This is a genomic window from Gracilibacillus marinus (assembly GCF_042651725.1).
Taxonomy (GTDB): Bacteria; Bacillota; Bacilli; order Bacillales; family Amphibacillaceae; genus Gracilibacillus; species Gracilibacillus marinus.
In genome coordinates, this window is the sequence record NZ_JBHSDV010000003.1 from 42,693 (window position 1) to 56,390 (window position 13,698).

A 13,698-nucleotide genomic window follows, 5' to 3' on the forward strand; every position below is an offset into this window, starting at 1 on the left:
TAAACATGATATTATAACTTTACATACAAAAGTCGCAATTATTTTCATAAAATGACAATAGATAGTGGTGTTTAGTGGGAGGAAATGAAAATGGAATTTGTGATCGGTGGAATATTACTCATCATTGCACTAATGATTGTTGGGCTTATTCTGAGAAGAAAAATATATGATGAAGTAGATCGACTCGAAGAATGGAAAATGAGCATCATGAGTCGTAATGTGACAGCAGAACTAGGAAAAATAAAACAATTAAATTTATTAGGTGAAACGCAAGATAAGTTCGAATCATGGAAAGATGCGTGGGATGAGATTGTTGCACAAGTATTACCAGATATGGAAGAGGACTTATTAGATGTTGAAGAACTTGCGAATCGATTTAATATTCCTCAAGCAAAGAAAAGATTACAGTTAATTGAGCAATCGTTACAAGAGATTGACCACAAAATTGACCAACTATTAGAAGATGTGGATCGATTATTAGATTCTGAAAAACATACAAAAGAACAGGTAGAATTGTTAGCACCTGACATTAAAGAACTAAAAAAATATCTATTACATAATCGCGTACAATTCGGAAAAGCTGAATTATTTTTTGAATCAAAATTAACACAGCTTGAAAAGAAGTTAGATTCGTATCATGAATTAGAGGATGGTGGCAATTATATTGCTGCACAAACGATGGTAGAAGAAGTGAAACAGACATTTGCTGAATTGGAAAACAAGATATCTGTATTTCCTGAACTCTATCGTAAGTCTAACAAAATGTTACCTGAACAAATGAATGAACTATTACGTGAAATGAAAATGATGGCAGAAGAAGGGTTACGTGTAGAACAATTTGGTTTTGAGAAAGAATTAAGACAATACGATAAAGTACTAAAGCAAACAATTATTAACTTAGAACAAGGTGAGTTAATAGATGTAGATGAAACATTAGTGCAAATGGAAGAACGTTTAAATGAAATGGTATTAATGTTAGAAAAAGAAGAGAAGTCAAAATCCATTGTAGAAAATGAATTTCCAAAGTTAAAAGTAAAAGTAGAAGAATTAAAAGAAGCATATATTGTTTTGAAACAAGAAATTGCCGAATTACAGGAAACGTATTATATTGAGTCACCAGATTTAGAACTGTTTTTAAGTATTGAAAAATGGCTTGAAAAAATACAAAATCAATTTGAACAAATGGAAAAGGATTACGAAGAAAAGGCAACTCACCATGTTGATTTGAAAGACAGAATTGACGGTATAAGAGAAGAAATGGAAGAATTAGAAAAGGCACAAGTGGAATTCTACGAAAAAATTAAAGACTTACGTAAAGATGAGATAGAAGCAAAAGAAAAAATTGGACGATTAAAACGACAATTGGTTGCAACAAATAAAAAATTAATGAAAAGTAACATTCCAGGAATTCCATCAACCATTCTAAATTTGTTGGAAGAATCTACGGATAAATGTGAAGTCGTACTGAAGAATTTGTACAAACACCCATTAGATATGGGGAGAGTACAACATAGTTTAGATGAAGCATATAAGGCAGTTTCACATTTCACAGAACAAACAGAGATGTTATTAGATCAGGCTCGTTTAGTTGAAGTGGCAATCCAATATGGGAATCGTTATCGTACGACACACCCCGAAATTAATGGATCATTGATTGAAGCAGAAAAGCTTTTCCGTGATTATAAATATGAAAAAGCATTAGAGGTATGTGTGAAAGGTTTAGAAGAAGTGAATCCATATGCGATGAAGAAAATTGAACAATTGGATGAACACTATCAACAAATGTTAAGTTAAAGGAGTACTGACATCATGAAATGGCTTATATCGATACTATGTGTTTTTACTATTGCTATATGGGGTACAATTATTTGGACATATGCTGGCGTGAAGGCAACAGATGTAACTGTTGCATCCCATCACTACAATATAAATAGTGAATTAAATAAAAAAGTAAGAGTATTCAATTACTTTGATACGATAGAATCGAAACAATATGCAAATCACTCACAAGATGGAAGTAAAGAAGAGGAGAGACAACAAGATAAACTAACTACTTCCCTAGAGCAACATATAGGATATATCAATCCAAATCGAGCATTATCCATCGATGTGGTATTAGAAGCATTAAATATTCAAACACAGTAAAAAAACGCAGAGAGTACTCTGTGTTTTTTTACGTTAGCAACGATAAGCGCAACAACAACTAAAAAGTTATTTAAAGCTTTTACGAAATGTGTTACGATATTTCAATGAATAAGTATGAGGATAGCGATAGAAAATTAAAAGAGGGGTAACATGATATATTTAGACAATAGTGCAACAACAAAACCTAATGAAGAAGTAATGAAAAGTTTTCATACTGCTGCTACACACTATTTTGGTAATCCATCATCTTTGCATGGATTAGGTATGGAAGCTGAACGATTACTTAGAAAAGCAAGGGAGCAAATTGCAGAACTTCTTCAAATCAATCCAGATGAGGTTGTTTTTACATCTGGCGGAACAGAAGGGAATAACTTAGCAATTAAAGGGATTGCGCTTCAACATCAACATCGAGGCAGACATATTATAGCGTCATCTGTAGAACATCCTTCTGTAATAGAATCATTAGAAGCGTTAAAACAATTAGGTTTTCATATCACATATATTCCAGTAGATGAAAACGGAAGAGTAAATCCAAATGATGTGAAAAAAGAAATAACAGATGATACGATATTGGTGTCAGTAATGCATGTGAATAATGAGATTGGTACAATTCAACCAATAGAAGAAATCGGAGCATTGCTTCACAATTATCCAAAAATCTTTTTTCATGTAGATGCTGTACAGAGTATCGGGAAAGTACCGATTTCGATTCGAAAAGCAAATATAGACTTATGTACCATTTCCGGTCATAAAATCCACGGCTTAAAAGGTACAGGTATATTATATGTAAAAAAGGGTATTCGACTTTTTTCTTTAGCGCATGGTGGAGGTCAGGAAGCAAACATTCGGTCAGGTACAGAGAATGTTCCAGGTATCGTAGCACTAGCAAAAGCATTACGAATTACATTAGCTAAGGAAAATGATACGAAGCGTATAGAACAACTTAAAATCTATATCATGGATGAACTAAAAAAGATTCATTATGTAAAGATAAATACACCAGAGACAAGTAGCGCACCACATATTGTGCATTTTTCTTTACCTGGCTTCAAACCAGAAGTTGTCATTCATGCATTAGAAGAAGCAAAAATTTATATTTCAACAAAATCAGCTTGCTCTTCAAAGAAATCCGATATCAGTAGTGTGTTAGAAGCTTGTGGAAAAAGCCAAGCTATTGCTAGTTCTGGATTGCGAGTAAGTATGTCCTTCAATACAACGAAAGAAGAAATCGATGGATTCCTTCACACATTAAACATAGTTATAAATAAATTAGCAAAAGTAATGAGGTAGATAAAGATGAATTATGATCATATTGTAATAAGGTATGGGGAATTGTCATTAAAGGGTCGAAATAGAAAGCTATTCACAACTCCATTACACAAAACTGTTATCAGAGCAATAAAGGACTTCCCTAATGCAAGAGTACAGAAAAAAAGAGACCGTATGTACATCGAATTAAATGGGGAAAATCCTGAGCCGATATTAGAAAGATGTAAAGATATATTTGGTATCCAAAGCTTAAGCTTAGCTATAAAAGCGGATAATGATGTAGAAAAAATTAAGGATAGTGCACTTACATTATTAAAAAAATCAAATCCTACTACATTCAAAATTACAACAAAACGATCAAATAAAGAGTTCCCGTTAGACTCACAACAAATGAATCAAGTGCTTGGAGGGCATTTACTTGTTCATACAGAGAATATTACAGTAGACGTTCACAATCCAGACTTAGAAATCACAGTGGATATAAGAGAAAAGGCGACATATTTAACATCCGAAAAAGTTCTTGGTGCTGGTGGATTACCTGTAGGTTCAGCAGGGAAGACATTATTGTTGTTGTCCGGAGGAATTGATAGCCCTGTTGCAGGTTATTTAGCGATGAAACGTGGTATTGAGTTAGAAGCCATTCATTTTCATTCACCACCATATACTAGTGAAAGAGCAAAAGAAAAAGTATTAGATTTAGCAGAGAGACTTGCTTATTATGGCACGAGTATGAAAGTACACATCATCCCTTTTACTGCTTTACAGCAAAAAATTCATCGTGAAATACCTCATGGTTATTCCATGACAGTAATGCGTCGGATGATGATGAGAATAAGTGAAGAAGTAGCAAAAAAAGAAGAGATTTTATCATTAACAACAGGAGAGAGTCTTGGACAAGTAGCTAGTCAAACAATGGAGAGTATGCATGCAATTAATGCTGTTACAAATTATCCTGTTATTAGACCATTAGTAACAATGGACAAAGATGAGATTATAAGGATTTCTGAACGAATTAATATGTATGATATATCGATACGTCCATATGAGGATTGTTGTACAGTATTTGTTCCGAAATCACCAAAGACAAAACCAAGACTTGAAAAAGTTGAGCAATTTGAAAGTGCTGTTGAATTTGAACAAGATATAGAAGAAATCCTAGCAAATATCGAAACCATTCATATTACACCGCAAATGAAACAAAAAGATGAGATGGAAGACTTGCTATAATCATTGGTTAAATTAACAACAACTACCAAAGTTTTTGATGCATGATTCCTCCCTACTTGGCGCAAGATACTATTGTACCAAGAGGAGGTGAATATCATGGCGAATAACAATAGCTCAAATCAATTAGTAGTTCCTGGAGTAAGTCAAGCATTAGATCAAATGAAATATGAGATCGCACAAGAATTTGGCGTAAGTTTAGGTGCTGATACTACTTCTCGTGCAAATGGTTCAGTTGGTGGAGAAATCACAAAACGTTTAGTACAAATGGCTGAACAACAATTAAATGGAACACAAGCAAATCAATAATTTAGAAATATAAAAAGGGTAGTGCGATGTGCACTATCCTTTTCAATATGTATGCTTTCTGTTATCGTTAGTGCTAATACAATAAAGTGTGTATGGAGTGGGATGAAATGAGTACATTATGGTATGGTGGAAAAATTTATACGATGACAGAAGAGAATGATATCGTTGAAGCGGTCGTAACAGACAATGGAAAGATAATAGATCTAGGTAATAAAGAAACACTGATACATATGTATAAAGATAAAATCACTAAATGGGAAGATTTAAATGGAAGCGTCATGTATCCTGGTTTTGTAGATAGTCATTTGCATATCATTGGCCATGGAGAGAAATTGATGCATATAGACCTCTCGCAGATGCAATCAAAAGAAGAAGTGTTAGAAAAAGTAGCAGAAAGAGCAACAGAACTCGATATGGATGAATGGCTCATTGCAGAAGGATGGAACGAAAATCAATGGGACGAGAAAGAAATTATTCATAGAAAAGAACTCGATAGTGTTTGTAAAGACAATCCAGTTATGTTAACAAGAATTTGTCGACATGCAGTAATTGTTAACTCGAAAGCATTACAATTAGCTCATATATGTAAAGATACGGAAAATCCTCAAGGAGGAAAGATTATTAAAGATGACAGTGGTGAACCAACTGGTTATTTATTAGATCAAGCACAAGAACTAATCAAGAATGTCATTCCTCCAATATCTGACCAGTTATTGCGTAAGACAACAGAACGTGCGATACAAGATTTATTATCAAAAGGATTAGTAGGCGGACATACAGAAGATTTAGCTTATTATGATGGATTTGCTCGGACATTACAGGCATACCAATCTATATTGCCGAGTACATTTCTATTTCGTGCACATTTATTAGTTCATCACGAAGTTTTTCAAGAAATGATTCAATCAGGCTATGTGTATGGAGATGGTGGAGAATATACCGAATTAGGTGCGATGAAAATATTCTCAGATGGTGCACTTGGTGGGCGAACGGCATGGTTAAGTGAAGCATACGAGGATGATTCTAATAATAAAGGGATTCCTATTCATCATCAAGATGATTTAGAAAAGTTAATTATACAAGCACGTAAACAAAATCATCCGATTGCTATTCATGCAATTGGGGATAAAGCTTCAGAAGTTGTAGCTAAATTAATCAAGAAGTATCCATTAACAAATGGATTGCGTGATCGAATTATTCACGCACAAGTAACCAATCCAGATGTCATACAATTACTGAAAGAAATAGATGTTGTTTTAGATATTCAACCAACATTTGTCGCATCGGATTTTCCTTGGGTAATAGAAAGAATTGGTGAATCGAGAGCAAAGCAAGCATATGCTTGGAAAACATTTTTAGAAAATGGGATTCACTGCGCTGCAGGATCTGATGCACCAATTGAGGAGGTTCATCCGTTATTGGGTATCGACGCATTTGTCAATCGCGTTTCTTCCATAGACAATCAAACATATTATCCAGAACAATGTCTATCTGTTTATGAAGCTGTGTCGTTATATACAAAAGGAAGTGCCTATGTCATTGGTCATGAGCATGATAGAGGAATGATAGCAAAAGGTTATGTAGCTGATTTTACTCTACTTGCTGAAGACTTATTTGCTATTGACCCGATTCACATAAAGGATGTACAAGTAGTAGGGACAATTGTGAATGAACAGTGGATGTATAAAAGACAAGAAAGTTAATTATATATAAGTATTTTAGAAAAAAATGAACTTGAGTCAGAAGGATTTTTTTACGTGTTTAAGGGGAGTGTAATGTGATTTTGAGATTTTATATGTGCTTAGCAACCACTCCGGCTTGTCCGTTTTTCCTTTCCGTGGGTTTTTCCCCTAAGCTAACTTTTTTTAGCAAAGGTCTCTAAAAAAGTGGATCTTAGTGGAAAAACATCCCATGGGAGTGAAAACGGACACCTGCGCTTTTTGATACTCTACAATTAAAGTAATCATCAAAATTTCATTTCTGCTATGATTTGGTCTTTAGATTACGTATGATAAGAAAGAAACAATCTACTATCTGTAATAAACCAAAATATAAGCACTTGTAAACATTATAGAACTTCACTTAGCGAAGGCGCACACTCCCACTGCTATGGAAAGGGGAGTGGGCAAGCCGGAGCGGGTTATACGCACATAATTCATTTCATAATCAATAATTAGAGTCGTTTCGTATCATATCATCCTTTCATTATGAAACAATAAATATGGCATCTTTTGTTTTTTTGTGTTAAGGACAATATTGATGTTCCTTTCTGCTTTCAATTTTCTATAGAAATGTACGTTTTACACGGTCCCAGAAGGAATTGTTTTTTAGTTTTACTGTTTTTACTCGTTTGTCACTCAATTGAATTGTGACTGTTTTGATGTTGCGGATAGAATATGCTTCATTGTCCAAACCGATAATCGGATAGTCATTACCATCTTGAATCACTTCGATACGTAGTGTTCTATCTTGATTTAGAACAAAAGACGAGCCGAGTGTACGATAGTGGTTGTTATTTAATGAAGCGAGTTCTGTCACCTGAAAACATGGGATCTTTGGATCAATGACAGACCCAGTTGTTGATTTATTATAACCAGTACTTCCTGTAGGAGTAGCTACAATAAGGCCATCTCCACGGAATCGTTCGAAATGATTATCATCTATGTATACATCCATAACAATTGTTTTAATAATCGCTGAACGAATAGTTGCTTCATTTAAACAATGAAAAGTAGACTCACCATTAATTGTTACATCAATGACAGGAAAACGTCGAACTTCAATTTGATCATCTTTCATTGCATGAATCATATCAACATATCGATCTAATTGAAAATCACAATATAATCCAGCTTCATTCTCTTGTGTGATTCCGACATACAAACAATCTTGTCTAAAATTAGTGTGGCGAACAGCTTGCAAAAATTCACCATCACCACCAACACTTATGATGATATTTGCCTTGTTAAAATCATCTACAATGTTAAAACCACTTTTTTTCACTGTTTCAAATAATGCGGATAACTTTTCCTCTAGTTCTTCACTTTTAGCGTGATAAAAATATAGATTCTTGCGTTTTTCCATTATGTAAGCACCTCCATTTGTTCATTGTATCATCATTTTATCATGTATTATTCATTGTTCCTATTCTAAAGTATGGCTTATTTGATTAATGTTATCAAAAATTGTATAGACTATTAACGTATTTATTGGAATAAATGAACGTTATAAAAAGGCTACACCATAATAAAGGTGGTGACAGACATGATTGTCCTTACGTTAGCAATTCTTCTCTTACTTATACTGCTAGTAGCCATTTTAATTATTTCTTTCGCCAGATTTTATTGTTGGTTAAATTGGAATATTAATAAAGATTCACAACAAGTAGAAATGACGATTCGAGTGATCGGATTCAAAATATATCAGAACAGTATCCATCTTTTAGACGATAAGGAAGATACGTCTTCTGACAGTAATCTTAGCAAAAAAAATATCAAGCTTCTGATGCATTTTTTTATGAATGAAGTAAGAACAGAGAAATTACAAGCAGATATTGTGATAGGAGCAGAAGAACCTGATGTTACTGCTATATGGTATGGAATTATACAGTCTATTGTTGAAATAATAAAAAGCCGACAATCTAATAACGCAACAATCGATTGTCAAGTTGCTGCGAATTTTGAAGAAAATATATTGGAAGCAAATGGTGTATGTATTTTTTCTTGGAAATTGCGAAAGACTATACATGTCTTTAAACAATGGAAAAAGAAAGGAGAGAAATAAATGGAAGAAAATGTTCATCCACTAGAAGGATTTATGTCATTAACAATGGAGAATCTCAGACAAATGATTGAGGTAGATACGGCAATTGGGAAGCCGATAGATGCACCAGATGGGAGTGTGATTATTCCTCTATCCAAAGTGAAATTTGGATTTGCGGCCGGAGGAAGCGAATTTTTAGGAAAGGAACAGAAATCACAAGATCAAGGGTCTGATATGATTATTCCATTTGGTGGGGGAAGTGGTGGGGGTGTATCCATTACGCCCACAGCATTCTTAGTTGCAAATAAGTCAGGGGTCGAACTCATTACATTAAATGAGTCCACACATGTGTATGAGAAAATGTTAGAGAAAGGTCCACAATTTATTGATCAAATTATGGGTCTTCTAAAACATGAAAAAGATAAAAATCAACATGATGAAAAAAAGTAATGAATACAAACGAGTAGACAGAACAATCCACTGCCTTCATAATATAATAGGCAGTGGATTTGTTGTATGTTAGGATGAAGTGTAAAGAGCAACAAATACTTGTGAAGTGAAAGCAATGGAACAAAGAGTGGGGGAGAATAATGAGTTATCAAATAGAAGAAGTATTTAAACAATTAGACGAAGTAACACATTTAATAGAAGAAAGATTAGACATCACTTATTTAGAAGGTCTTATAGAAGTACTCCAATTTTTAAATGATGGTAGCAACTCGGATTTTCAAACAAATGAATTAGAGTTATTAGAGAATATTAAAAACAAAGTGACAGATGAAAAAGTAGAAAGTGAACAAATTAGAAAGACAATTCAATTAGCTTTAATAAAAGGAATGAAAGGTCATACGCAACCACAGCATATGATTACACCAGATTCTGTATCCATGTTCATGGGGTATTTTATTCAAAAACTAGTGAAAAACAAACAACATTTTCGTTTATTTGATCCAGCAAGTGGGACAGCGAACTTATTAACTGCTATCATGAACCAAGTAGAAGCAGATGTGAGTGGTTATGGTAGTGAAGTAGATCCTACATTTATTCAATTAGCAGTGGAGAATGCTAACTTGCAAAAACAATCAATCGAATTTTTCCATCAAGACAGTTTAATGCCATTTCTATTAGAACCAGTAGATATTACTGTATGTGATTTGCCTGTTGGTTACTATCCAAATGATGAGCAAGCAGCTAAATATGAGTTACAAGCGGAAGAAGGGCATTCTTATGCACATCATTTATTTATTGAACAAAGCTTAACATATACAAAAGCAGGGGGATTCTTATTATTTATTATCCCTAATTTCTTATTTACAAGTGATCAAAGTAAGCAACTACACAATTTCTTGCACAAACATGCACATATTGTGAGTTTATTACAATTACCGATGTCGATGTTTGCGTCAGAAAAGCATGCAAAAAGTGTTTTTATTATTCAGAAAAAGGGAGAAAATACAAAAGCACCAAAGCAAGCGTTAATGGCTCAATTACCGTCATTTAAAGACATACAAAAGACACATGCGGTACTTCGAAAAATTGATCAATGGTTCAAAGATGAAGGTTTAGAATAATCAGAAAATAAAAATTTTGTGAAGGAAACGGTATCATTAGACATCTCTGTTGCAAACTTGTTCTGACGGTGGTTAAATGGAATGGGGAATGTTCAACAATTATTATGTTTAGGAACGAAAGGATGGAAAATATTGCGTAAAATATTAGCAGTAAATGCTGGAAGTTCGTCTCTAAAATTCCAATTAATCGAAATGCCAGAAGAAAAAGTACTAGCAAAAGGCTTAATAGAAAGAATCGGAATAGCTAATTCTATTTTTAATATGGAATATGGCGAGACGGAAGACAAAGTAGTTGAAGATATAGCAAATCACGAAATTGCTGTAAAATTATTATTAGACAAATTAACAAAAACAGGTGTCATTAAAAGCTTAGACGAAATCGATGGGGTTGGACATCGAGTTGTTCACGGTGGAGAAAAATTCAATGATTCTGTGAACATTGACAAAAAAGTTATTGATGAGATTGAAGAAGTATCTGAATTAGCACCATTGCATAATCCTGCTAATTTGACAGGGATTAAAGCATTTTTAGAGGTATTACCAAATGTACCTGCAGTCGCAGTTTTTGATACAGCATTTCATCAAACAATGCCGGAACAATCTTATTTATATAGCTTACCATATGAGTATTATGAAAAATACGGTATCCGTAAATACGGTTTCCACGGGACATCACATAAATATGTGTCAGAACGTGCTTCTGAATTAATGGGAGTACCACTTAGTCAATTACGTCTGTTATCTTGTCACTTAGGAAATGGTGCGAGTATTGCAGCGATTGAAAATGGGAAATCTATTGACACTTCAATGGGCTTTACACCACTTGCAGGTGTGACAATGGGTACAAGATCAGGAAATATTGACCCAGCACTTATTCCATATATCATGGAAAAAACAGGACAAACAGCACAAGAAGTGATGAGTGTATTAAATAAGAAGAGTGGGATGCTTGCATTATCAGGCTTCTCAAGTGACTTACGTGACATTCAGGAAAAAGCAGATGCAGGAGACCATCGTGCAGAGCTAGCTTTAGAAGTATTTGCAGAACGTATCCATAAATATATTGGTTCATATGCTGCAAGAATGCATGGAGTTGATGCAATAATTTTCACTGCAGGTGTTGGTGAGAATAGTATTACAATCAGAGAACGTGTACTTAAAGGTTTAGAATTTATGGGTGTATACTGGGATCCTAAATTAAATAATATTCGTGGAAAAGAAACATTTATTAACTATCCACATTCACCAGTTAAAGTAATTATCATTCCAACGAATGAAGAAGTTATGATTGCGCGAGATGTTGTACGACTAACAGATCCTGTGAAAGCATAACTTAATAAATAATAAAAGTTATAATGTATCTGAAGCCAATCTTTTTTCTTAACAAAAGAAGATTGGCTTTTGTAATAGCTAAAAGCACAAGAGAGTCGTGAAGTCGAAAATATTACACATAGAAAAACCGAACTTTACTTACAGTTCGGTTTGAGATTTATCACAATTATTATACAAAGTCACTACTCTAGCTCCTAACAACTAAAACATCACATTTTGCATATCGAGTAATACTTTCTGACACACTTCCAATTAAAAATCTTTCTACTGCATTCATTCCAGTTGCTCCGCATATAATTAAATCTGCTTCATATTTCTTAGCTAAATCTTTAGGTATTTTAATTTTCGGTGAACCAACTTCCACATGTGTAACGATATCAAGTACACCACTTTTGTGTGCTTTTTCTTTATAATCATTTAGTATGGATTGAGCATAACTTTCAGAGCGTGAAGCAAGTGTTTGATCATATACCTCTGGTGCAACAGTTGTAATAGTACGTGTGTCAATGACATGTACTAAAAACATTTTTGCATGATTCCTTTTTACGATATCCACAGCTTTTTTAAATGCTAATTCAGATGCTTCTGAACCATCTACAGCAACGAGAATACGGTGATATTCAAATGCCATGATGATCACTCCTTTCTTATATAATAATTATATCATGAATTCGCTTACAATGTGTGAACATTATAAGAATAAATACCCTTTTCGATGTGAAATCAAACAAGTGAGCTGGCATGTTACCATTAGATATTTGTTCGAAAAAGATGTTATGATAAAAATGTTGATATTTTTTTAAAAAAAAGTGAAACGTATTTCATTTAGTTTCCGTATAAGTAGTAACAACTTGATATTGGTAAAGTGGGGTGTAATAGTTGGGTTTGTTTCAAAGATTATTTTCTAAAAATAAATCAATTCCAGATATTAAGAAGCGAGATGCTTTATCTATTCAAATAGGTGACATAGTTGAATATGACTTACAAGATTTTGAAGTTGTAGGGAAGATTATCTATCGTCAAGGTAACTATGAGTGGATTAGCTATCAATTATTAGGAGGTGAGGACACGATTTGGCTATCAGCTGAAATGGATGATGAATTAGAGCTTGGTATATACAAGAGTATTCAGTTACCTGAAGCTAGTACGTATCCAAAAAAACTTGATTACAATGGTAAAACGTATTATTTGGATGAACGAGGCGAAGCAAGAATTCAAGGTGAAGGTAGAAGCCGAAATGTGAATGGTCAAGTAATGAAATATGCAGATTACTGTGACGATAGTGAGGAGCATTTTCTTAGTCTAGAGGACTGGGGAAGTGAAATTGAAGTGAGTTATGGTTTTGAAATAGAACCATTTGAAATTAAAATAATAGCAGGATCAAATTAAGGAGGAAATCAATATGTTTCAATTTTTTAAACGTGTAAAAACAGTAGTAGGTTCAGAATTAAATGCGATGTTAGACAAGGCAGAAGATCCGGTTAAAATGCTTGATCAGTTCATGAGAGAAATGGAGTCAGATATTCGTGAAGCAGAAGCGTCTGTAGCGAAACAAATTGCAAATGAAAAAATGCTAAAACGCAAAGCAGATGATGCAAATCAACTTGTTGAAAAGAGACAACAACAAGCAGAAAAGGCAATTGAAGCAGGTAATGAAGATTTAGCAAGACGTGCTTTAGAAGACAAAAAAAGCCAAGAACAACAAGCGATTTTGTTAACAGAGTCATGGGAACGCGCAAAACAAGATGCAGATCAATTGCGTGAAAAACTAGATGAAATGAAAAAAGAATACCAAGACATGCAATTGAAAAAAGACACATTAAAAGCACGTGCAGAGTCTGCTAAAACACGTACGAAAATGAATCGTGCTATGTCTAGTATTAGTAATGACGAATCAAAACGTGGATTTGAGCGAATGGAAGAGAAAGTAATGCGTTTTGAAGCGGAAGCAGAAACTAGTGAAGATTTATCTTCTTCTAGTCGCAGTTTAGATGATGAATTCAGAGAGTTAGATAAAGGCGGAGTAGATGATGAACTAGCGGCATTAAAGAAGAAATTAGGTAAAGAATAATTAAATAGTAGGATG

General features: G+C 33.9%; 14 protein-coding genes. 12 read left to right on the top strand and 2 right to left on the bottom strand.

Features of this window, described 5'->3' with window-relative positions; all coding sequences use genetic code 11:
* Positions 1 to 90 precede the first annotated feature (90 nt).
* The 6 genes from ACFOZ1_RS10410 to ACFOZ1_RS10435 all read left to right on the top strand — a co-directional run bounded on the left by ACFOZ1_RS10410 (position 91) and on the right by ACFOZ1_RS10435 (position 6,650).
* Positions 91 to 1,794 carry a septation ring formation regulator EzrA gene (locus ACFOZ1_RS10410; protein ID WP_390199082.1) on the top strand — a complete coding sequence of 568 codons (1,704 nt, stop codon included), beginning with the start codon at positions 91 to 93 and terminating at the stop codon, positions 1,792 to 1,794.
* Positions 1,795 to 1,809: 15 nt separating this feature from the next.
* The gene (locus ACFOZ1_RS10415) at positions 1,810 to 2,145 is read left to right on the top strand and encodes a hypothetical protein (protein WP_390199083.1); all 336 of its coding nucleotides are present in this window, start codon (positions 1,810 to 1,812) and stop codon (positions 2,143 to 2,145) included.
* Between the two features lie 150 nt (positions 2,146 to 2,295).
* Entirely contained in the window at positions 2,296 to 3,435 is a 1,140-nt protein-coding gene (locus ACFOZ1_RS10420) for a cysteine desulfurase family protein (RefSeq protein ID WP_390199085.1), read from the top strand.
* Positions 3,436 to 3,441: 6 nt separating this feature from the next.
* On the top strand, positions 3,442 to 4,641 hold the full coding sequence (thiI, locus tag ACFOZ1_RS10425) for a tRNA uracil 4-sulfurtransferase ThiI (protein ID WP_390199086.1): 1,200 nt from the start codon (positions 3,442 to 3,444) through the stop codon (positions 4,639 to 4,641).
* 96 nt (positions 4,642 to 4,737) lie between these two features.
* A complete protein-coding gene (locus ACFOZ1_RS10430) occupies positions 4,738 to 4,947 on the top strand; it encodes a small, acid-soluble spore protein, alpha/beta type (protein WP_390199088.1) in 210 nt (69 codons plus the stop codon).
* A gap of 107 nt (positions 4,948 to 5,054) precedes the next feature.
* Positions 5,055 to 6,650, top strand: coding sequence for an amidohydrolase (locus ACFOZ1_RS10435; protein WP_390199089.1), 1,596 nt, complete (start codon positions 5,055 to 5,057; stop codon positions 6,648 to 6,650).
* 580 nt (positions 6,651 to 7,230) lie between these two features.
* On the opposite strand, the gene ACFOZ1_RS10440 is transcribed toward ACFOZ1_RS10435, so the two are convergent.
* Positions 7,231 to 8,034 (bottom strand): NAD kinase, encoded by an 804-nt coding sequence (locus tag ACFOZ1_RS10440; RefSeq protein WP_390199734.1) that lies wholly within the window; start codon positions 8,032 to 8,034, stop codon positions 7,231 to 7,233.
* A 177-nt stretch (positions 8,035 to 8,211) separates the two neighbouring features.
* On the opposite strand from ACFOZ1_RS10440, the gene ACFOZ1_RS10445 reads away from it, so the two are divergent.
* The 4 genes from ACFOZ1_RS10445 to ACFOZ1_RS10460 all read left to right on the top strand — a co-directional run bounded on the left by ACFOZ1_RS10445 (position 8,212) and on the right by ACFOZ1_RS10460 (position 11,612).
* A complete protein-coding gene (locus ACFOZ1_RS10445; protein ID WP_390199091.1) occupies positions 8,212 to 8,730 on the top strand; it encodes a DUF2953 domain-containing protein in 519 nt (172 codons plus the stop codon).
* Entirely contained in the window at positions 8,731 to 9,159 is a 429-nt protein-coding gene (gene ytfJ, locus ACFOZ1_RS10450; protein WP_390199092.1) for a GerW family sporulation protein, read from the top strand.
* Positions 9,160 to 9,299: 140 nt separating this feature from the next.
* The gene (locus tag ACFOZ1_RS10455) at positions 9,300 to 10,280 is read left to right on the top strand and encodes a class I SAM-dependent methyltransferase (RefSeq protein WP_390199094.1); all 981 of its coding nucleotides are present in this window, start codon (positions 9,300 to 9,302) and stop codon (positions 10,278 to 10,280) included.
* A gap of 132 nt (positions 10,281 to 10,412) precedes the next feature.
* Positions 10,413 to 11,612, top strand: a complete 1,200-nt coding sequence (locus ACFOZ1_RS10460; RefSeq protein ID WP_390199735.1) for an acetate kinase — start codon at positions 10,413 to 10,415, stop codon at positions 11,610 to 11,612.
* 187 nt (positions 11,613 to 11,799) lie between these two features.
* Here the strand turns inward: ACFOZ1_RS10460 and ACFOZ1_RS10465 are convergent, their stop codons facing one another.
* A complete protein-coding gene (locus ACFOZ1_RS10465) occupies positions 11,800 to 12,243 on the bottom strand; it encodes a universal stress protein (RefSeq protein WP_390199095.1) in 444 nt (147 codons plus the stop codon).
* A 248-nt stretch (positions 12,244 to 12,491) separates the two neighbouring features.
* Here ACFOZ1_RS10465 and ACFOZ1_RS10470 point away from each other — a divergent pair, with 248 nt between their 5' ends.
* Together ACFOZ1_RS10470 and ACFOZ1_RS10475 are read left to right on the top strand one after the other, a co-directional pair.
* Positions 12,492 to 13,001 carry a DUF4178 domain-containing protein gene (locus ACFOZ1_RS10470; RefSeq protein ID WP_390199097.1) on the top strand — a complete coding sequence of 170 codons (510 nt, stop codon included), beginning with the start codon at positions 12,492 to 12,494 and terminating at the stop codon, positions 12,999 to 13,001.
* 13 nt (positions 13,002 to 13,014) lie between these two features.
* The gene (locus tag ACFOZ1_RS10475; RefSeq protein ID WP_390199099.1) at positions 13,015 to 13,683 is read left to right on the top strand and encodes a PspA/IM30 family protein; all 669 of its coding nucleotides are present in this window, start codon (positions 13,015 to 13,017) and stop codon (positions 13,681 to 13,683) included.
* Positions 13,684 to 13,698: the final 15 nt, after the last annotated feature.

Bases quoted from the DNA above. Each gene is read 5' to 3' on its own strand.
- ACFOZ1_RS10475 (WP_390199099.1), top strand. From the start codon at position 13,015: ATGTTTCAATTTTTTAAACGTGTAAAAACAGTAGTAGGTTCAGAATTA.
- ACFOZ1_RS10415 (WP_390199083.1), top strand. From the start codon at position 1,810: ATGAAATGGCTTATATCGATACTATGTGTTTTTACTATTGCTATATGG.
- ACFOZ1_RS10465 (WP_390199095.1), bottom strand. From the start codon at position 12,243: ATGGCATTTGAATATCACCGTATTCTCGTTGCTGTAGATGGTTCAGAA.
- ACFOZ1_RS10435 (WP_390199089.1), top strand. From the start codon at position 5,055: ATGAGTACATTATGGTATGGTGGAAAAATTTATACGATGACAGAAGAG.
- ACFOZ1_RS10430 (WP_390199088.1), top strand. From the start codon at position 4,738: ATGGCGAATAACAATAGCTCAAATCAATTAGTAGTTCCTGGAGTAAGT.
- ytfJ (WP_390199092.1), top strand. From the start codon at position 8,731: ATGGAAGAAAATGTTCATCCACTAGAAGGATTTATGTCATTAACAATG.
- ACFOZ1_RS10445 (WP_390199091.1), top strand. From the start codon at position 8,212: ATGATTGTCCTTACGTTAGCAATTCTTCTCTTACTTATACTGCTAGTA.
- ACFOZ1_RS10455 (WP_390199094.1), top strand. From the start codon at position 9,300: ATGAGTTATCAAATAGAAGAAGTATTTAAACAATTAGACGAAGTAACA.
- ACFOZ1_RS10420 (WP_390199085.1), top strand. From the start codon at position 2,296: ATGATATATTTAGACAATAGTGCAACAACAAAACCTAATGAAGAAGTA.
- thiI (WP_390199086.1), top strand. From the start codon at position 3,442: ATGAATTATGATCATATTGTAATAAGGTATGGGGAATTGTCATTAAAG.
- ACFOZ1_RS10410 (WP_390199082.1), top strand. From the start codon at position 91: ATGGAATTTGTGATCGGTGGAATATTACTCATCATTGCACTAATGATT.